The sequence below is a fragment of the Marinobacter sp. genome (assembly GCF_040882185.1).
Classification (GTDB): Bacteria; Pseudomonadota; Gammaproteobacteria; order Pseudomonadales; family Oleiphilaceae; genus Marinobacter.
In genome coordinates this window covers 47,520-66,302 of sequence record NZ_JBBEBW010000024.1, presented here as the reverse complement: position 1 = coordinate 66,302, position 18,783 = coordinate 47,520, and the positions used below count along the sequence as shown (strand labels likewise).

At 55.8% G+C, this 18,783-nt stretch carries 18 protein-coding genes; 14 read left to right on the top strand and 4 right to left on the bottom strand.

What is annotated here, in order from left to right; genetic code table 11:
• Window positions 1-65 precede the first annotated feature (65 nt).
• Window positions 66-416 carry a pentapeptide repeat-containing protein gene (locus WEB64_RS13645; protein ID WP_368060876.1) on the top strand — a complete coding sequence of 117 codons (351 nt, stop codon included), beginning with the start codon at window positions 66-68 and terminating at the stop codon, window positions 414-416.
• A gap of 2 nt (window positions 417-418) precedes the next feature.
• Here WEB64_RS13645 and sfsA read toward each other — a convergent pair whose 3' ends face one another.
• On the bottom strand, window positions 419-1,144 hold the full coding sequence (gene sfsA, locus WEB64_RS13640) for a DNA/RNA nuclease SfsA (RefSeq protein WP_368060874.1): 726 nt from the start codon (window positions 1,142-1,144) through the stop codon (window positions 419-421).
• 324 nt (window positions 1,145-1,468) lie between these two features.
• On the opposite strand from sfsA, the gene dksA reads away from it, so the two are divergent.
• From dksA to pgi, 10 genes are all read left to right on the top strand, one after another.
• Complete coding sequence (gene dksA, locus WEB64_RS13635; RefSeq protein WP_368060872.1) at window positions 1,469-1,909, top strand: RNA polymerase-binding protein DksA; 441 nt, start codon at window positions 1,469-1,471, stop codon at window positions 1,907-1,909.
• 61 nt (window positions 1,910-1,970) lie between these two features.
• Window positions 1,971-2,852 carry a tRNA glutamyl-Q(34) synthetase GluQRS gene (gene gluQRS / locus WEB64_RS13630; protein WP_368060871.1) on the top strand — a complete coding sequence of 294 codons (882 nt, stop codon included), beginning with the start codon at window positions 1,971-1,973 and terminating at the stop codon, window positions 2,850-2,852.
• Window positions 2,853-2,924: 72 nt separating this feature from the next.
• Window positions 2,925-3,101 (top strand): hypothetical protein, encoded by a 177-nt coding sequence (locus tag WEB64_RS13625; protein ID WP_368060870.1) that lies wholly within the window; start codon window positions 2,925-2,927, stop codon window positions 3,099-3,101.
• Entirely contained in the window at window positions 3,091-6,045 is a 2,955-nt protein-coding gene (locus tag WEB64_RS13620; protein ID WP_368060869.1) for an ATP-binding protein, read from the top strand. The genes WEB64_RS13625 and WEB64_RS13620 overlap by 11 nt, the downstream gene beginning before the upstream one ends.
• Before the next feature lie 7 nt (window positions 6,046-6,052).
• Window positions 6,053-7,459: a sigma-54-dependent transcriptional regulator gene (locus WEB64_RS13615; protein ID WP_368060868.1), complete on the top strand. Its 1,407-nt coding sequence runs from the start codon at window positions 6,053-6,055 to the stop codon at window positions 7,457-7,459.
• A gap of 704 nt (window positions 7,460-8,163) precedes the next feature.
• On the top strand, window positions 8,164-9,507 hold the full coding sequence (pcnB, locus tag WEB64_RS13610) for a polynucleotide adenylyltransferase PcnB (RefSeq protein ID WP_368060867.1): 1,344 nt from the start codon (window positions 8,164-8,166) through the stop codon (window positions 9,505-9,507).
• A gap of 3 nt (window positions 9,508-9,510) precedes the next feature.
• A complete protein-coding gene (gene folK, locus WEB64_RS13605; protein ID WP_368060866.1) occupies window positions 9,511-10,020 on the top strand; it encodes a 2-amino-4-hydroxy-6-hydroxymethyldihydropteridine diphosphokinase in 510 nt (169 codons plus the stop codon).
• Between the two features lie 109 nt (window positions 10,021-10,129).
• On the top strand, window positions 10,130-10,924 hold the full coding sequence (panB, locus tag WEB64_RS13600; RefSeq protein ID WP_368060865.1) for a 3-methyl-2-oxobutanoate hydroxymethyltransferase: 795 nt from the start codon (window positions 10,130-10,132) through the stop codon (window positions 10,922-10,924).
• The gene (gene panC, locus WEB64_RS13595; RefSeq protein ID WP_368060864.1) at window positions 10,921-11,769 is read left to right on the top strand and encodes a pantoate--beta-alanine ligase; all 849 of its coding nucleotides are present in this window, start codon (window positions 10,921-10,923) and stop codon (window positions 11,767-11,769) included. Before panB ends, panC begins: the two co-directional genes overlap by 4 nt.
• Window positions 11,770-11,794: 25 nt before the next feature.
• A complete protein-coding gene (pgi, locus tag WEB64_RS13590; RefSeq protein WP_368060863.1) occupies window positions 11,795-13,462 on the top strand; it encodes a glucose-6-phosphate isomerase in 1,668 nt (555 codons plus the stop codon).
• 17 nt (window positions 13,463-13,479) lie between these two features.
• Here pgi and folK (WEB64_RS13585) read toward each other — a convergent pair whose 3' ends face one another.
• Window positions 13,480-14,010 (bottom strand): 2-amino-4-hydroxy-6-hydroxymethyldihydropteridine diphosphokinase, encoded by a 531-nt coding sequence (gene folK / locus WEB64_RS13585; protein ID WP_368060862.1) that lies wholly within the window; start codon window positions 14,008-14,010, stop codon window positions 13,480-13,482.
• Window positions 14,007-14,375 carry a dihydroneopterin aldolase gene (folB, locus tag WEB64_RS13580; protein ID WP_368060904.1) on the bottom strand — a complete coding sequence of 123 codons (369 nt, stop codon included), beginning with the start codon at window positions 14,373-14,375 and terminating at the stop codon, window positions 14,007-14,009. Before folB ends, folK (WEB64_RS13585) begins: the two co-directional genes overlap by 4 nt.
• 146 nt (window positions 14,376-14,521) lie before the next feature.
• Here folB and plsY point away from each other — a divergent pair, with 146 nt between their 5' ends.
• Window positions 14,522-15,103, top strand: a complete 582-nt coding sequence (gene plsY, locus WEB64_RS13575) for a glycerol-3-phosphate 1-O-acyltransferase PlsY (protein WP_368060861.1) — start codon at window positions 14,522-14,524, stop codon at window positions 15,101-15,103.
• A gap of 22 nt (window positions 15,104-15,125) precedes the next feature.
• Here the strand turns inward: plsY and tsaD are convergent, their stop codons facing one another.
• Complete coding sequence (gene tsaD / locus WEB64_RS13570) at window positions 15,126-16,181, bottom strand: tRNA (adenosine(37)-N6)-threonylcarbamoyltransferase complex transferase subunit TsaD (protein ID WP_368060902.1); 1,056 nt, start codon at window positions 16,179-16,181, stop codon at window positions 15,126-15,128.
• A gap of 293 nt (window positions 16,182-16,474) precedes the next feature.
• On the opposite strand from tsaD, the gene rpsU reads away from it, so the two are divergent.
• Together rpsU and dnaG are read left to right on the top strand one after the other, a co-directional pair.
• Window positions 16,475-16,690, top strand: a complete 216-nt coding sequence (rpsU, locus tag WEB64_RS13565; protein WP_072794797.1) for a 30S ribosomal protein S21 — start codon at window positions 16,475-16,477, stop codon at window positions 16,688-16,690.
• Between the two features lie 175 nt (window positions 16,691-16,865).
• Window positions 16,866-18,611, top strand: coding sequence for a DNA primase (gene dnaG / locus WEB64_RS13560; RefSeq protein ID WP_368060860.1), 1,746 nt, complete (start codon window positions 16,866-16,868; stop codon window positions 18,609-18,611).
• Window positions 18,612-18,783: the final 172 nt, after the last annotated feature.

Sequence of the window (18,783 nt, the reverse complement as noted above, 5' to 3'; positions counted from 1 at the left end):
CCCAAGCAATTACGGGCTGAGGTCTGACATTTCCGAGCCCGTGCATGACTGGTGGGAGTATTGCTATGGAAGATATACGTCACATTGAAGATCCGCTTTACCTGGCCTTACGGAATGAGGACATTGAGGCATTCAATGCAGCCAAGACAAAACTCACGTCTTATACGAGTTTTTCTCACGGCGATTTCCGGGGCCTGGATTTGCGGGGCATGGACGCCGACGACCTCGATTTGAGCCACGGCTATTTCCGGGGTTCCGATATCCGGGGTATCGACTTCAGCAGGGCAAACCTGGACGGGGCGAGTATCGCCGGGGCCAAAATCTCGGGCTGCCTTTTCCCGGTAGAATTGCACGCAGACGAGATTGTCATGTCACTTAATCATGGCACCAGAATGCGCTATAACGTCGGCAAATAGCTTTAACCAAAGGTTACAGGCACTGCTTGCGTCAAAGCTAACGATCCGTTTGGCTCCCCGTCCGTCACCAGGTTCGCTTTCCAGGCCAGCAGTTCGACCCCGGCTGCGGCAGCCTCTTTGAGCAGGTGGCCGTAAGCAGCGTCGATATGATCCGCTGATCTGACGGACTCAATACCCGTGTGATTGACACAGAAGAGCAGCACAGCGCGCTCACCAGCCTCAACCTGAGAGATCAACTCCCGCAAATGTTTTTGGCCACGGGTGGTAACCGCATCCGGAAAATAGCCTACGCCGCCTTCGCACAGGGTAACATTCTTCACCTCTACCCAAGCGTCAGGCAAGGTGTCATGGCCCGACAGATGCAAGTCGATCCGGCTTTTCTCCAAACCATAGCGAACTTCCGGGCGAATGACCGTGTACCCCACCAACTCCGGAATCAAACCTGCCTCGATAGCCGCCCGCACCTGATGATTTGGCTGCGCGGTGTTGATACAGGCCACGACGCCCGGTGCCGTCTCGACCAGCTCCCAGGTGTAAGGGAGTTTTCGCTTGGGGTTATTGCTGACACTCAACCACACCCGGGCGGATTCGGGCTGGCAACCGAGCATAGAGCCAGTATTGGGGCAGTGGGCGGTGACCTCCGAGCCATCCTGCAATTGCACGTCCGCGAGGAAACGTTTGTAGCGTTTAATGAGTTGCCCGGGTATCAGCGGGTTCGCAAACTTCATATCAGGCTCCTGGAGCTTTGGTCACAGGGTTGCTCATCATACGCAAGCGCAAGGTCACACAAAACAAAAGCCTGCATCACAGGGCTGGCGTGACCTCGGTATATCTGCTATTTTCCGCAAATTCTGGGCATCCATCAGCGCGAAGCAACGTCACGGCGCGATGCAGCCAAAACCTGCTAAGCTCCTTAATGACGCCCCCAGCACGGTCAGAAGACTATACGTAGCCGGTTGTGGCTTTCCGCGCCGGTTCCCGTTTCGGACGAGCGTATCCTGCCATTGATGGCACAAGCGCTCAGTTGCAGTTTAAGAAAGAGGCCGGGTTCAATGGCAAAGACTGATAGCAAACCACGCGAGAATTTCTCTAACTTCACCCCCTATAAAATGAAGAAGGGTGAAGACTACATGAGCAATGACATGCTCGAGCACTTCCGCGGGCTGCTTCTGAAATGGAAGCAAGAGCTGATGGAGGAGGTCGACCGTACCATGCATCACATGCAGGAAGACGCCGCCAACTACGCTGATCCAAGTGACCGCGCGACTCAGGAAGAAGAGTTCAGCCTTGAACTCAGAACCCGCGATCGCGAGCGTAAACTGATCAAGAAAATTGATCAGACCATCGACAGAATTGACAAAGACGACTACGGTTTTTGTGATCAATGCGGTGTTGAGATCGGCACCCGTCGCCTGGAAGCGCGCCCAACCGCAACCCTGTGCATTGATTGTAAAACCTTGGCGGAAATCCGCGAGCGACAGACTGGCATTTAAGTCAATTAACGTCTTTACCAATGTCCGGTGGCACGCTTACGCCACCGGCTCAGGTTGAATTATGCCAGCAAAATCCTACCGCGGGCGTTTTGCACCCTCCCCCACCGGCCCCCTCCACTTTGGTTCGCTGGTTACGGCGCTGGCAAGCTACCTCGAAGCCAAGTGCCGCAACGGTCAATGGCTGGTGCGCATTGAAAACCTCGACCCACTGCGGGAATCTACCCCTGCGGTTCACCAGATCCTTAAGAGCTTGCAGGCCCATGGCCTGATTGCGGATGAAAAAGTTCGCTTTCAATCTGACAGACATCAGGCGTATTTCCAGGCTATCGATGCCCTCCGACTCTCAGGCAAAGCCTATTACTGCGCCTGCTCCCGCAAACTGCTCAAGGCTCACGGTGGTCATCACCCTGACCAATGTCGTCAGCAAACACAGCCCCCGGCTGAGGCAACCCCCCGTGCGTTGCGTTTTGCTCTGGAAGACGCCGAAGTTCGCTGGCACGATGAATTCCTTGGACCCCAGCAACAGGTGGTAAAAGCGGAAATTGATGACCCGGTTATATTGCGCAAGGAAGGCTTCTTTGCCTACCAACTGGCGGTCGTGGTGGACGACATTGATCAGGGCATCACGGACGTTGTGCGAGGCTCCGACCTGCTGGAAATGACAGCACAGCAACTGCAGGTTTTTGCTGCCCTGAAGACGCCAGCGCCACGCTGGCTGCACATTCCTGTCATTCTCAACCATGACGGACAGAAGCTTAGCAAACAGAATCATGCCCCGGCGCTGGACGACCAAACCCCGGGCATCAACCTCTGGCAGGCGCTGCGGATGCTGGGGCAGCGCCCACCGCAGGAACTTCAACACATGGGACCGGAGCAAATCCTGGGCTGGGCTTGCACGCACTGGCAACGGGAGCTTATCCCACGACACTCCGTTGCCGTTTAAGGGTACACTGACAGCCCGGTAACAGACGTGTTATAAACGCAACACATCAACACAGTGCGGGTGCGACATCCGATGTATATCTACCGCCTTGTCTTCCTGCTGGTTCTGGCCATCTACATATTTTCACCCAATATCCTCGATTGGTGGATAGCTCCGGGCAATGCCTGGTACAGCCCCTATATGATCTGGGCTGGCCTGATTGCCATGGGTTTCTGGCTGGAGTGGCGACGGGACCCCAATGAATTTTAGCCTTCCCACTCTGCTATTTGTCAGCCTACTTTATCTGACCCTGCTATTTGCCCTCGCCCATATGACCGAGCGGGGCCATATTCCTCGTCGTTGGGTTCGGCATCCCCTGGTCTATGTTCTCAGCCTTGGTGTTTACGCAGGTATATGGGCCGTTTATGGTGCCCTGGGCATGGCGGCAGAGTCCGGGTTCGGGTTTCTCGCCTACTATCTGGGCATCAGCGGCGCTTTTCTGCTGGCGCCTGTATTACTGAATCCGATCATGCGAATCAGCCGCGCGTACCAGTTGACCTCTCTGGCCGACCTGTTCGCTTTCCGATATCGCAGCCAGTGGGCCGGAACACTCGTCACCCTGTGCTCAGGCGCCGCCATATTGTCGTTGCTGAGCATGCAGATCAAAGCAGTGTCGACGTCCGTAAGTATTCTCTCCCCCGGCGCATCGCAACAACTGATCAGCGTTCTGTTCAGCCTGACGGTGGTGTTGTTTGCGATGCTGTTTGGAGCCCGACGGGATCAGGGTTCGGAGAGTCACCAAGGGCTGGTAGTAGCGATCGCTTTCGATTCTCTGGTCAAACTTGTCGCTCTATTGTCGCTGGGGGGCGTGATTCTTTTCACCGTATTCGGTGGACTCGGCGGGCTCAATGACTGGCTCGCGAGTCAGTCCAACGAAGTCAGTGCTCTGGAGCGCAGCATTGATGACGGCAGTTGGCGGGCCCTGATGCTGATGTCGTTTGCTGCGGCCCTGGTACTGCCCCATATGTACCACATCACCTTCAGCGAGAACCCCAGCCCCCGGGCGCTGTCCAGGGCAAGCTGGGGTTTACCATTGTATCTGCTGCTGCTGGGATTGCCCGTTCCCATCATCCTGTGGGGAGGCATTGAACTGGCTGCCACCACCACACCAAGCTTTTATGTTATCGGCACCGCTATCGCCCTGGACAGCCCTGCGCTGACTTTGCTGATGTACATCGCCGGGCTTTCTGCCGCCAGCGGCCTGATGATTGTCAGCACCCTGGCGCTTGCTGGCATGGTGCTCAACCATGTAGTGCTGCCATTGCGTACCCCTCGGGACCAGGGCGATATCTATCGCTGGTTACGCTGGGTCAAACGATTACTAATTGCGATCATTATTCTGGCGGCCCTGCTGTTCCACGAAGCCGTTGGCAAACGACTGGATCTGTTTATCCTTGGCGCGCTGTCACTATCAGGAGTGTTACAACTGCTCCCCGGGGCTCTTGGAGTGATTTACTGGCCTGAGGGTAATCGTAAAGGTCTGATCGCCGGACTGCTCGCTGGCATAACTGTCTGGGTCGTCACGCTGGTACTGCCGTTTTCCGACACCGCCAATTTGCTCGACATTCTCGACCTGCCGTTCAGCCCGGATAGGTCTAACTGGCATATTTTCACCTTCGCCAGTCTGACATTGAACGTTTTCGTATTCGCACTGATGTCGGCTCTGAGCAAATCCAATAAAGATGAAACCAGCGCAGCTCAGGCCTGCTCTCTGGGAGCGCTCTCGCGACCGCAACGCCGGGAATTGGTGGCGACCTCCTCCGAAGATTTTGTCCGGCAATTGTCCGCCCCCCTCGGTTTCAACGTAGCCCAGCGCGAAGTCGAGCGGGCCCAGGTCCAGCTTAAACTGCCCGCCATCGAATACCGCCCCTACCAGCTGCGCCGACTGCGGGACCAGGTGGAAGTGAACCTTTCTGGCCTGCTGGGGCCAGCCGTGGCCCGGGACATGGTCAAACGCAACCTTGGCTTCAAACCGATGGCCAGCGGCAGCACTGCCCAGGACATACATTACGTCGAACGGGCGTTGGGTGAATATCAGAGCCAGTTGACGGGGCTTGCTGGCGAACTCGACAATCTGCGGCGGCATTATCGTCAAACCCTTCAGAATCTGCCTATTCCCGCCTGTTCACTGGGCGATGATGGTGAGATCCTGATGTGGAATCACGCCATGGAACAACTCACCGGCATTATTGCCGACGACGTGGTCGGGGCCCGGCTGCTAGCCTTGCCAGAGCACTGGCACCTGCTGCTTGATGACTTCGTCCAGGGCACTGAACAACACCGCTATAAACACCGGCTGGATCTTAAAGGACGACCCCATTGGCTGAACCTGCATAAATCCAACCTGAGCGGCCCGGACCACTCCGAGGACGGCAGCATCATTCTGGTGGAAGACCAGACCGAGACCCGACTGCTGGAGGACGAACTCATGCACAGCGAGCGGCTCGCCTCGGTCGGGCGACTTGCGGCGGGTGTTGCCCACGAAATCGGCAACCCGGTCACAGGTATCTCTTCGCTGGCACAAAACCTGAAACTCGAAACCGATGACCAGACCATTCTCGCCACGGCAGACCAGATACAACAACAGACTCGCCGGATTTCAGCGATTCTGCAGTCCTTGATGAACTTTGCCCGCACCGGAAACCATGCCCAGGCAAATCGCTATGAACCCGCCGTTATCCAGCGCTGCGTGGATGAATCCATTAACCTGCTGTCGCTCAGCGACAAAGGCCGGGGCATTGTTTACCGTAATGACTGTCCGGAAGACCTGGTGGTACTGGGAGATGAGCAGCGTCTGGTCCAGGTATTTGTGAACCTGTTGGCCAATGCCCGCGACGCCTCTCCCGAAGGTGGCCGGGTTCACGTCAGTGGAAACCGCGAGGGATACTCCGCTATCATCGAGATCGCAGACGAAGGGTCGGGTATACCGGCTGACCAGCTCGACCACATATTTGAGCCGTTTTACACCACCAAGGGTCCCAATCAGGGTACCGGCCTTGGCCTGTCACTGGTGTACAGTATTGTTGAAGAGCATTACGGCAATATTCAGGTAGATAGTCCGGCGACCCCGAACACCCGGGGCACCTGTGTCCGGCTGAAGCTACCAGCCTATGAGCCCGACGCGGCCATTGCTGGCCCGAACGAAAGGTCATGAAATCAATATGCGTCGAATACTGATTGTCGAAGATGAAGAAATTATTCGCTCCGCGCTGCGTAAGCTGCTGGAACACGCCGATTATGACGTCTCCGATGCTGGCTCAGTAGACGAAGCGGAGCGCAAGTTTGAGCTTGGGCATTTCGATCTGATCATCTCAGACCTGCGCCTGCCTGGAGCGCCCGGAACAGAGCTGATTAACCGGGCCCCCACCACCCCGGTTCTGATCATGACCAGCTACGCCAGCCTGCGCTCAGCGGTCGACTCCATGAAGCTGGGGGCCGTTGAATATATTGCCAAGCCTTTTGATCACGATGAAATGCTGGCAGCGGTCGAGAATATTCTGCAGCTGAGGGCCAGCATCCAGCCAGGCATTCCCGACACCTCCGGCGATGTTGGAGAGAGTCCTCAGGCCGGAGACCCGGCAAGTCTGATGTACGGTCAATGCGATGCCATGCAGCAGGTTTTCACCCTGATCCGCAAGGTCGCCCCGACCGAAACAACGGTATTGATCCAGGGTGAATCAGGCACAGGTAAGGAGTTGGCAGCGCAAGCATTACATCAACTCAGCCCACGAGCTTCGCACCCGCTGATATCGGTTAACTGTGCTGCTATTCCAGAAAGCCTGATTGAATCCGAACTCTTCGGCCACGAAAAAGGCGCCTTTACGGGCGCTGTTTCAGCGCGCACAGGCTTGATCGAAGCTGCTGACGGCGGCAGCCTCTTTCTGGATGAAATAGGAGAGCTCCCGGCCGAAGCGCAGGCCCGCCTTTTGCGGGTATTGCAGGAGGGTGAAATACGAAAGGTGGGGTCGACTCAAAGCCGCAAGGTTAGCGTACGTATGATCGCCGCCACTCACCGGAACCTCAAAGCCATGACGCGCACAGGGGAGTTCCGCGAAGACCTGTACTACCGGCTCAATGTCATGCAAATCCGGATTCCACCGCTTAGAGACAGGCATGGCGATATACTCGGACTGGCGTGCAAATTTCTCATCCGTCAGGGCGAACGCATGGGAAAACCGGGATTGAAATTCAGCCCCGAGGCCATGCGGGTAATGGAACAACATCGTTGGCCAGGCAACGTCCGTGAACTCGAGAACGCTATAGAGCGCTCTACCATCCTGTGTGACACCAATGTTATCTCGCCAGCGCTACTGGACCTGGAATCCGACGGCGGAGAGTTCACGGTCCCCCAGGCCCTGATCGAAGGCGATGAACACCCTGCCAGCGTGCGTGAGCCGGACGCCGCCAACGATCTGTCCCTCGAAGACTATTTTCAGCATTTTGTGCTGGAGAATCAGGACCGCATGAGCGAGACAGAGCTGGCACAGAAATTAGGTATCAGCCGAAAATCGCTGTGGGAGCGTCGTCAACGACTGGGCATTCCCCGCAAGAAAACCACGGGCAACTAGCGTTACCCATAAATACCTGAACCCTGGCTCAACCGTTACCCGGTGTTACCTCAAGAAACACGCCTTCTAATATAAGTGAGACCTGGGTAACACTTTAAGGATGCCTGCCGCACACCTGAGAAGACTAAAATAATTAACTCACTGTAAACTAGAGAATTTATAAACCTGGCACAGCTTCTGCACTCTTTATGGCGCACAACAACAAAAACAATGTGACAAAGCAGCGCCAAAACAAAAACAAATAGCTGCAGGAAAACGTTCAGCAACAAAAACAAAAATAGAGCGTAAGCGAACTGAGTGTTTTGGGTACTGAGCTTTTTAGGGGTGCCATGACTTGTATAAGTTGTAGATGTAGAGAAGAATCGTCTTCCAGACGACGCTATATTTACTACGAGCTTCTGCAGGATCATTACCACTCTCTGTATTCAAAGCTTTCCGCTTGCATGATTTGCCTCGGATAGAGGCCCAAAAGGCTTAAAGCCTTCGTAATAACAAAAACAATGCAGATCGTCTACTCTTCTGAGGCGGGTTCGTGAAAGCGACCCGCCTTTTGATTTTCTGAAACACCCTCCAATACCCTGCCAGGCAACACGACTACGGCCGCCCTGACAGCCCTTGTAATCAGAACCTCCCATTGCAAGCCATGGGCAAATGGTCGCCAAACCGTTAGACTCTCGGTTTTGCTCACTGCTGAAGCCGAATCAATGCTGAAGAAACTACTATCATTTATACCGCGTAGCGGTAAGAAAAAAGTGTCCGCATATTCCCGCCAGGTGATCCCTCGAGAACGGCACACCGTGTCCCGCTCTATACTCAGCGAACCTTCCAAAAAAGTACTGAATCGCCTGAACAATGCCGGTTTCGAAGCGTATCTGGTTGGTGGCGGCGTACGCGATATTCTTTTGGGCCAGCGTCCGAAAGATTTCGATATCGCGACCAATGCAACCCCGGAAGAAGTCCACGAACTGTTTCGGAACTCCCGGCTGATCGGGCGTCGCTTTCGGATTGTCCACGTGTTGTTTGGCCGGGAAGTTATTGAGGTAACCACCTTCCGAGGCAGCGCCGCCGATGCAAACGACGAAGATGACGACGATCGCAGAACCAGCGAGCATGGCTTACTGCTGCGCGACAACGTCTACGGCAACCAGGAAGAGGACGCTCTGCGGCGTGATTTCACGATCAACGCGCTGTATTACTGCATCAAGGATTTCACGGTCGTTGATTTCGCCAGTGGTATAAAAGATCTTGAAAACCGTCAGCTCAGGCTGATCGGTGATCCCGAAACCCGTTATCGCGAGGACCCGGTGCGCATGCTCCGCGCTGTAAGGTTCGCGGCCAAACTTGATTTTGAGATTGAGCCTGAAACTGAAGCACCCATCATAGAGCTTGCGCCGCTGCTGACCCATATTCCTTCAGCACGTCTGTTCGAGGAAGTTCTCAAGCTGTTTTCCGCCGGTTACGGCGAAGCGTCTTATTATAAATTGCGGGAATACGACTTGCTCGACGCTCTGTTCCCGGACACTGTGCGGGCACTGGACGCTGGCGAGCCCGAAGCGCTGATCATCAAAGCGTTGCAGAACACTGATCGGCGGATACAGCAAGGCAAGTCTGTTACCCCATATTTCCTTTACGCAGCCATGCTCTGGCCTGCACTTCAGGTTGAATGGCGCAAGCGACAGGATGACGGCGAACCGATTCAGCCCGCCCTCCATCAGGCCATTGCCAAAGTCATTGGCCGCCAGGTTCAAGCCACGGCGATCCCCAAGCGGTTCTCCGGACCCATGAAAGAAATTTGGGAAATGCAGATGCGCCTTCCCCGCCGTCAGGGCAAAAGAGCCTTTGTGACCTTGGAGCATCCGCGCTTTCGGGCCGCTTATGATTTCCTACTGGTCCGTGAAGATGCTGGCGAAATCAAGCCGGGTCTTGGGCAATGGTGGACTGATTTCCAGGAGCAGGACGAGCGCGGCCAGGAGAAAATGTTATCGGAACTCGGTGCCGAAAGTCCGCGCAAGCGTAAGCGTCGTCGTAAACCGGAAAGTCGGGCCTGAGTCGTGCCAGCCATAGAAGTCTATATCGGGCTTGGCAGTAATCTGGCGAATCCACTTCGCCAGCTGGCCCAGGCAGTGGCTAAACTGGCATCGTTGCCGGACACGTCGTTGGTGGCTCAGTCCCCTTTCTACCGCAGCCGTCCAATCGGCCCCCAGGACCAGCCTGACTTCATCAATGGGGCGGTCAAGCTACATACTTCCTTGGAACCACTGATCTTGTTGGGCCACCTCCAGCGAATCGAAAACGCTCACGGGCGACGACGGAATCAGCACTGGGGCCCCAGAACCCTGGATCTCGACTTACTGCTGTATGGCGACCATCCGGTACAAAATGAGCGCCTTATCGTGCCCCACCCTGAACTGACGAATCGCGATTTTGTGCTGCAGCCTCTGCTCGACCTGAGCCCCGGGTTGATTCTGCCAGACGGTAGAGCTCTCCAGGTACTGCGACATCAATGTCCCGACAACGGGCTGAAGCGACTTGAACCCGAGCACAGAGATTCACCGCCATAGTATTCAGGTCAGCTTGCCTCTGGCCTGCAGCAGCATTAACCTTAAACACTACCAGGCCGGTCATATTCTGCGCCGTCTTGGTCCAACCCTTTAACAAAGGCATGGATCTATGGCTGTTACCATCAATACCCTGCGCGAATACAAGCAGAAGGGTGAAACCTTCTCAGCGCTGACCGCTTACGACGCCACCTTTGCCCAGGTTGTCAGCGAAGCCGGAGTGGACGTCATCCTGATTGGCGATTCACTGGGAATGGTGTTGCAAGGTAACGACAGCACCCTGCCGGTAACTATGGATCACATGTGCTACCACGTGCGCTCCGTCGTGAAGGGTAATCGCGGGTCCCTGATCATGGCGGATATGCCGTTCATGAGTTACGGCACGCCTGAGGCGGCTCTGGAAAACGCTGCAGAACTGATGCGGGCCGGAGCCCATATGGTGAAACTTGAGGGCACCGACTGGATGGCCGACACCATACAGGCGCTGAGTGACCGTGGCGTGCCGGTTTGCGCACACCTTGGCCTGACACCACAGTTTGTTAACAAGTTTGGCGGCTATAAGGTTCAGGGACGTGATGAAAAACAGGCCGAGTTAATGATTGAACACGCCTGCCAACTCGAAGCTGCCGGCGCCGATATCATTCTCCTCGAATGTGTCCCCACCGCGCTCGCTGCGCGCATCACGCAAGCGGTTAAGGCGCCGGTCATCGGAATTGGGGCCGGGGCCGATACAGATGGTCAGGTATTGGTCATGCATGACATGCTGGGGGTGACCCCTGGCAGACCGCCGAAGTTCGTTAAAAACTTCCTGAAAGAGACAGATTCCATCCAGGCCGCCATCGCGGCTTATCATAACGCGGTCAAGCAGCGCACTTTCCCCGGCGAGGAGCATACGTTCAAGGCATGAGAACCATTCACACGCTGAAAGAATTGCGGGCCGTTCTCAGCGGCTATCGAGAGCAGGGCAAGCGCATTGGCCTGGTACCAACCATGGGCAACCTCCATGAAGGCCATATCTCCCTGGTCGAGCAGGCCCGTCAGGCCGCCGATGTCGTGGTGACCAGCATTTTCGTTAACCCGATGCAGTTCGGAGCAAACGAGGACCTGGGCAATTACCCGCGCACCTTACAGGGCGACCAGGACAGGCTGCGGGCCGCTGGCAACTCGCTGATCTTCGCCCCCTCCCCTGAGGAGGTCTATCCCGATGGGCTCGCCCTACAGACTCAGGTCATCGTGCCCGAAGTAAGCGAAGGTCACTGTGGTGCCAGCCGGCCCGGACACTTTGAAGGCGTAGCCACCGTCGTCACCATGCTTTTTAATATGATACAACCCGATGTCGCCGTCTTTGGCGAGAAAGACTTTCAGCAACTGGCCGTTATTCGCAAGCTGACAAGAGACCTGTTTATCCCGGTCGAGATCATTGGTGCGCCCACGGTCCGCGACGCCGACGGTGTAGCCAAAAGCTCCCGCAACGGGTATCTCAGTGCAGAGGAACGCGCGCTTGCACCAACCATTTTCAGCACGATGGAAGAGATCGCCACAGCGCTGACGCAGGGGGCGACCGACTATACAAAGCTTGAAAATAACGCCCGATCAGCGCTTTCAGCCAAAGGTTTCCGTATTGATTACATCAATATTATCAACAGCCTGACATTAAGGCTGGCGAATTCGGAGGATCAAAACCTCACTGTTCTGGTAGCGGCTTTCCTAGGCACGACACGCCTCATCGATAATCTCTCAATCAAACGCTAATTACATTCAATGGAAGGAACCCGCCGTGTCCCAGACCCTCCAAACGCTTACCAGCCGTCCGGAATGGCAGGCATTGATAGAGCATCAGGCCCGGATGCAAGACACTCACATGCGGGACCTGTTCAAACAGGACCCGCAGCGTTTCAGCCGCTACGTGCTGCAAACCGCCGGATTTACCCTCGATTACTCAAAAAACCTGATCACCGAGGAATCCCTTGAGCTTTTGTTCAAGCTGGCGAAGAGCTGCAATCTCCCAGAACGGATGGAGTCCATGTTCCGGGGAGAGCGCGTCAACGTTACTGAAGGCCGCCCTGCACTGCACACAGCACTGCGCAACCAGACGAATGACAGTATTGAGGTCGACGGCAAGGACATCATGCCCGAAGTCCGCAGCACGCTCGCACGCATGGAAGAATTCGTCTGGCGGGTACACAGTACCCAGTGGCGAGGTTTCACCAACAAGCCTTTTACTGACGTAGTCAGCATCGGCATTGGCGGCTCTTTCCTTGGCCCCAAACTGGTTTCAGCGGCACTCAAGCCTTACTGGAGCGGACACCTGAGCTGCCATTACGTGGCGAACATTGACGGCACCCATATATCGGAGGTGCTGCGAGATCTTGACCCGGATACCACCCTGTTCCTGATCCAGTCCAAGTCTTTCCGAACCCAGGAAACTCTGGAGAACACCGACGTCGCGCGGCAGTGGTTTTTGCAAAATGGCGGCTCCCAGGACGGTATCAGCAAGCACTTTGTGGCAGTTACCGCGAACACCCCGGATGCGGTGAAATTCGGCATCAAAGAAGAAAATATCTTTCCTATGTGGGACTGGGTGGGTGGACGCTACTCGCTCTGGTCCGCCATCGGTCTGCCAACAGCGCTCACCATCGGTATGGACAATTTCCGGGCGCTACTGGCAGGCGCTTACAAGATGGACCAGCACTTCCGCACGGCACCCCTTGAGCAGAACCTGCCCGTTATCCTCGGACTGCTCGGGGTATGGTATGGCAATTTCTGGGGGGCAGATGCCCACGCCATACTGCCCTACGATCACTATCTCCGGGGACTGCCTGCCCACCTTCAGCAACTGGATATGGAAAGTAACGGCAAGTGTGTGACTCAGGCCGGTGAGCCAATTGATTATCAGACTGGCCCAATCATCTGGGGAGGCGCAGGCGCTAACGGACAGCACGCTTACCATCAGTTGCTGCACCAGGGAACCAAATTGTCGCCGGCAGATTTCATCATCCCGCTACAGACCCATAACCCGATTGGCAACCACCACGCCATCCTGTTCGCCAACTGCTTGAGTCAGACTCAGGCCCTGATGCAGGGCAAGAACGAAGAGGAAGCGCGGGCCGAACTAAAAGCGGAAGGCGTAGCTCTAGCCGACGTCAACCTCCTTGCGCCCCACAAGGTGATTCCGGGAAACAAACCCAGCAATACCCTGATATTCGAGCGAACTACTCCAGAGAGCGTCGGAGCGTTAGTCGCGCTGTATGAGCACAGGACGTTTGTACAAGGCGTGATTTGGGACGTTGATTCGTTTGACCAGTGGGGTGTAGAGCTGGGCAAGCAACTCGGCAAAGGCATTCTTGACCAGTTGATGGCACCGACGCTGGAAGGAGGCAAGACCGACAGCTCAACAGCGGGGCTAATCCAGCTCTATCGAAACCGGAATGGAAGTAGTCAGTGAAGCCTTTGGCCAGGCTTTCATCGACTGACAGGGCGCGGTGAGATTTTTCGTCCCTGCCAGTTGAAAGGCACTGGCCAGAGTTTCTGGTCCCGATCATAAGCCTGCCAAAGCTCAGAATAGCGTTTGCCCACCAACGGATGCAATGCCTCGGGAGCGATTTCGGCCAAGGGCTGCAATACAAAAGCATTTTTGAGAATTTCACCGCGCGGTAGTTGTACACCCTCCACGTTACCGGTGCGGTCTCCGTAAGTCAGGATATCCAGGTCCAGGGTACGGGCACTGAACTTGGGCTGATCACGACGGCGCCCGTTATCCGCTTCAATTTGCTTGAATATTCGCGACAATGCAGCGACAGACTGAGTAGTCTGAATAGCCACCACCAGATTGAGGAAATGCTCGCCATCAAAACCCACCGCCTCACTTTCGTAAACAGTGGAAATATCCAGATCGCCAAACTGTAAAGCCAGTGCATCCAGTGCGGCGGTTATGTGGCGTTCCCGCTCAATATTGGTGCCAATACTGATATAAACTCTGGCTGCGGTGTTCATTCGCGCTGCCCCCGCTCGATGCTCACCCCTACAGACCGGGCCTGGGGGATGGCTCCAGGTTTTCGGACGACCAGTTTGAGCCAGGCCACACCAAACCTGGCTTGCAGTTCTGCCGCCAGGGATTCAGCAGCAGTTTCCAGCAACTGGGGCTGCTGGTTGCCAAAATATTCAATTACATGCTGACTCACAGATGCGTAATCCAGTGCGTCGGCCACATTATCTGACACGGCAGGCACCCGGTTATCCCAGGCCAGTTCCAGATCAATCAGCAAGCGCTGCTGCACCTCCCGCTCCCAATCGTATACCCCGATGACGGTTTCGACCGCCAGGCCTTCGATCAGTACTGTATCCGTCACGTGAGCCATACCCCGGGCCGGGCCATCATCAATGTCGGCTACCCGACTGATGGCTGATTGATTGCCACACGCCAAACCGATACCTTGGGAGCGTGCAAACTGCGCCTCGTGCGCGGGGCGATTTTCGCATAAACCACCGGTACAAGTCTTCGCCTATGGAACCCCTGTTTCTGGTCGTGCTCTGCTTTGCCTCCTATGCCGCCGGGTCGGTATTGTTCGCCATGCCCATATGCCAGCTCTGGCACCTACCCGATCCGCGTGCGCAGGGGTCGCGCAATCCAGGCGCCACCAACGTCTATCGCATTGGTGGCTGGCTACCAGCGATTGTTACCCTTGCCCTCGACGCTGGCAAAGGTTGGTTACCGGTATGGCTAGCCCAGCAATTCCAGTACTCCATCTACATTCAGGCTATTGTCGCCCTATGCGCCATTACCGGTCACATGGTGCCGGTGTTTTATCGGTTTCAGGGGGGGAAAGGCGTGGCAACCGCGCTGGGTGCCGGACTGGCAATGGCTCCGGCAACCACACTGATTCTCGCTGGCGTGTGGGCAGTGGCCATGTGGAGATGGCGCATATCTGCGTTGGCCTCGGTACTCGCCGTCATAACGGGACCAATAATCAGTGCGATGATTGACCCTTCAACACTGCCACTGTTCGGACTTCTGGCCATCCTGATCGTCGTGCGTCACCGCAATAATCTGATCAGGCTCGCCCAGAATCGGGAAACGCCGCTCTGACCCGTAGCCATCATTATGCCCTTCAGTCTACTAGACCGTTTTGCCTCGGTTGATGAATCGGCGGCAAAGTATCCATCGGCCAGCGTGGCACTGAAATGATGCGGTCCCCGTCACGCTGACCCGCCAGCAAGCGCTGGCATCCAGCGTAGGCAATCATCGCACCATTATCGGTACAAAATTCGTGGCGAGCATAGAATACCCCGGCACTAAGTTTTACCGTCATAGTTTCGAGCGCGGCCCGTAGACTTTTATTGGCACTGACCCCCCCAGCAATAACCAGGCGCTTGCAGCCAGTCTGCTCAATTGCCCGGCGACATTTGATGGAAAGCGTTTGCACGACCGCTGTTTCAAATGCCAGAGCAATATCCGCTCGGGTTTGATCGTCAAGATCACCGGTCTTTTCAGCTGCGGTAACCGTATTGAGAGTAAATGTCTTTAAACCACTGAAGCTGAAATCCAGCCCCGGGCGATCCGTCATGGGACGCGGAAACCGATAGCGCCCAGGTGTTCCCTGCTCCGCCAGTGCGGCCACGCGGGGACCGCCCGGGTAATCCAGCCCTAACATCTTGGCCGCTTTGTCGAATGCCTCACCGGCGGCATCGTCTACCGACTCGCCGAGCAGAGTGTACTCGCCAATGCCATCCACCTTGACCAGTTGCGTATGCCCACCGGAGACCAGCAACGCAATAAACGGAAACGCCGGAGGATCAGGCTCCAACATAGGCGCGAGCAAGTGACCCTCCATGTGATGCACACCGAGGACAGGCACCCCCAGCGCGAACCCCAGAGCGTGAGCGACGGAGCCGCCCACCATCAGGGCTCCAATCAAACCCGGCCCAGCGGTGTAGGCAATGCCTTCGATATCAGCGCGAGTGGCGCCTGCGTCCGCCAGCACCTGATCACAAAGGGGAAGCAGCTTTCGAACATGATCGCGGGAAGCCAGCTCTGGCACCACGCCACCATAATCCGCGTGCATATCAATCTGGCTGAAGAGCGCATGGGCACGCAGGCCCCGAAGACTGTCGTAGAGCGCGACACCGGTTTCATCGCAGGAGGTTTCAATACCAAGAATCAGCATAAAGACCGCTTCAATTGAGTCCATGGAAAAACAGAAAGGCATTTTATCAGACAACGCAGCATTCTCTGCAGAATAATCCCCAAGACGTTGACCTTGACCAACGGTAGGCGCTATCATTGCCGCCCTTAATTCTGCACTGGTCTATTTTTATTCAAGCAGGCCAGGCAAATAGCCGAAGAGACCGCAGCACAAGGTCGGCGAGCACTGAGTCGCCATGTGTCGCACCAGATACGGGTAGACCTGTCTGCACTCTTCCTACATAAATCTGAATATACCAGGTAGGTGATTTTCGAATGCCAGCTGTTAAAGTGAAAGAGAATGAGCCGTTTGACGTAGCCCTGCGCCGTTTCAAGCGTTCCTGCGAAAAAGCAGGCGTGCTGTCAGAAGTTCGTCGTCGTGAGCACTACGAGAAGCCGACGTCCGTTCGTAAGCGCAAGGCCGCCGCAGCCGTCAAGCGTCATCTCAAGAAGCTTCAGCGGGAACAGCGTAAATTCGAGCGGTTGTACTAAGCGTCAAAACGCCAGTACCTGTCGCTCTTTGCTGTACGCCAAACCGATTACCTCGCACCCTGAACAGGCTCCGAGGTAGACCCAAAATGCCGCCGGGGCCTGGCTTCGGCGGCATTTTTGGCTATGGTGGTTTTTGCGGGTAATTCCCGGCGCGCTCTCTGTCAGCGGAGATTCCATGAGCGGACTGATCCCTCAGCGGTTTGTTGAAGATCTACTGGATCGCATTGATCTGGCAGAGCTGATTGGGTCCCGCATCACGCTCAAAAAGGCTGGCAGCAACTATAAGGCCCGCTGCCCTTTTCACGATGAAAAGACGCCATCTTTTAACGTTCGGCCCGATAAGGGCTTTTATCACTGCTTTGGTTGTGGCGCCCATGGGGACGCCATCAGCTTTGTCCGTGAATTTGACGGCCTGGGCTTCACGGATGCGGTAGAAGAGCTGGCTCGACGTGCCGGGCTGGAAGTGCCTTACGATCAAACCGTTCGACAGGAGATGCAGCAAGCCAGAACCCTGACGGATGCACTGGATTACGCCAGCCGGTTTTATCAGTCTGCGCTCAAGGGTCCTGAGGCAGCTTTTGCCAGGGATTACCTGGCTCAGCGCGGGCTTGACCAGCACATCATCGAGCTCTATCAGCTTGGGTTTGCGCCGGGCACCGGTACTGCGCTGTATGATTCTGCGGGCAAGGATATCCAGGGACCACTGGTTGAAACCGGCACTGTATCTGACCGCTATGGTCGGCCGAGGGACCTGTTTCGCAACCGGATCATGTTTCCGATTCGCAACACCCGGGGCAAAACCGTTGCTTTTGGCGGTCGCACCCTGGGGGATGACAAGGCCAAGTACATCAACTCTCCAGAGTCTGATGTATTTCATAAGAGCCGTGAAATCTATGGCCTTCATGAGGCCCGGCAAAGCATCCGCCAACTCGACCGGTTACTGGTTGTAGAAGGCTATATGGATGTGATCGCGCTGGCGCAGCACGACATTCATTACGCGGTGGCCTGCATGGGCACGGCGACCAACCAGGACAGCCTGGCAGCTTTGCTTCGGCAAGTGCGCCACCTGGTATTCTGTTTTGATGGCGACACCGCGGGTTATCGAGCGGCTGACCGGGCGATGGAAAATGCGCTGGAATTGCTTACTGACGGACTGCATCTGCAGTTTTTGATGATGCCGGACGGTGAAGACCCGGACACATTGGTGCGACAGGAAGGCTCCGAGGCGTTCCAGAAACGGGTAGATGGCGCTACTCCGCTGTCGCGGTATCTGTTTAACCGCCAGAGCGAAGGGCTGGATCTGAATTTGCCGGAGCATCGCGGCGAGCTGCGAGCCCGGGTTGAGCCAATGCTCAACAAAATGCCGCGCTGCACACTGCGGGATGCCATGTGGCACGAGATGCTAAGGCTGTGCGGCGGACGGCGAGACTGGCAAAGCAAAACCCAGGACGGCGGCACCAAAGGCTATGTCTATCGCAACGGCGAGCGTCAGACCCGCATTCAGGAAGCGCGGGTCGATGTAAAACTGAGCCGGGACACCATAGTGTGCCAGGCGCTGCTGGAAGCACCAGAGATGGCTTTTGAGCTGCTGGAACTTTGCCGTGAAGACCGCCAACTTCAACAGGCCAGAGGTTTTGCAGAATGGATCGTCGCCCAACAGCTGCGAGACAAGAAACAATTGATTCGGGCCCTGGCCACGAATTCGTCAGCGCGGACGCGGTTTTTCCGGCTGTTCGACGGCATTGAACACTTGCCGTCCCGGGAAAATGCCCTGGCTGAGGCACGTGAAATGCTGACACCAAATAAAGAAGCCGCCCACAAACAGCGGCTGACGGCTCTGCTTACACAGAAACGCAGCATTGGTGATTTGACTGAGGCCGAGCGCCAGGAGCTGCAGCAACTGGGCCGTCGAAAAAAATAACAGCATCGGGGCTAACAGCCCGCAGGGCAAGGAATGTCCTTGGCATTTTAAAACGGCCACTTGAAACTTAACCGGTTGAGCACCATCTAACCACTTGGTGGCAGACCTACAGAGCGGCAGCTATAATGGCTGTTTAACTTTTTTCCTTATACAAGCGAGTTCACAGGGTGTC

Excerpts from the sequence above, each read along its gene's own strand:
- plsY (WP_368060861.1), top strand. The coding sequence starts at position 14,522 with ATGGAACCCCTGTTTCTGGTCGTGCTCTGCTTTGCCTCCTATGCCGCC.
- WEB64_RS13615 (WP_368060868.1), top strand. The coding sequence starts at position 6,053 with ATGCGTCGAATACTGATTGTCGAAGATGAAGAAATTATTCGCTCCGCG.
- pcnB (WP_368060867.1), top strand. The coding sequence starts at position 8,164 with ATGCTGAAGAAACTACTATCATTTATACCGCGTAGCGGTAAGAAAAAA.
- panC (WP_368060864.1), top strand. The coding sequence starts at position 10,921 with ATGAGAACCATTCACACGCTGAAAGAATTGCGGGCCGTTCTCAGCGGC.
- dksA (WP_368060872.1), top strand. The coding sequence starts at position 1,469 with ATGGCAAAGACTGATAGCAAACCACGCGAGAATTTCTCTAACTTCACC.
- WEB64_RS13620 (WP_368060869.1), top strand. The coding sequence starts at position 3,091 with ATGAATTTTAGCCTTCCCACTCTGCTATTTGTCAGCCTACTTTATCTG.
- tsaD (WP_368060902.1), bottom strand. The coding sequence starts at position 16,181 with ATGCTGATTCTTGGTATTGAAACCTCCTGCGATGAAACCGGTGTCGCG.
- folK (WP_368060862.1), bottom strand. The coding sequence starts at position 14,010 with ATGAACACCGCAGCCAGAGTTTATATCAGTATTGGCACCAATATTGAG.
- WEB64_RS13625 (WP_368060870.1), top strand. The coding sequence starts at position 2,925 with ATGTATATCTACCGCCTTGTCTTCCTGCTGGTTCTGGCCATCTACATA.
- panB (WP_368060865.1), top strand. The coding sequence starts at position 10,130 with ATGGCTGTTACCATCAATACCCTGCGCGAATACAAGCAGAAGGGTGAA.
- sfsA (WP_368060874.1), bottom strand. The coding sequence starts at position 1,144 with ATGAAGTTTGCGAACCCGCTGATACCCGGGCAACTCATTAAACGCTAC.
- dnaG (WP_368060860.1), top strand. The coding sequence starts at position 16,866 with ATGAGCGGACTGATCCCTCAGCGGTTTGTTGAAGATCTACTGGATCGC.
- rpsU (WP_072794797.1), top strand. The coding sequence starts at position 16,475 with ATGCCAGCTGTTAAAGTGAAAGAGAATGAGCCGTTTGACGTAGCCCTG.
- WEB64_RS13645 (WP_368060876.1), top strand. The coding sequence starts at position 66 with ATGGAAGATATACGTCACATTGAAGATCCGCTTTACCTGGCCTTACGG.
- folB (WP_368060904.1), bottom strand. The coding sequence starts at position 14,375 with ATGGCTCACGTGACGGATACAGTACTGATCGAAGGCCTGGCGGTCGAA.
- gluQRS (WP_368060871.1), top strand. The coding sequence starts at position 1,971 with ATGCCAGCAAAATCCTACCGCGGGCGTTTTGCACCCTCCCCCACCGGC.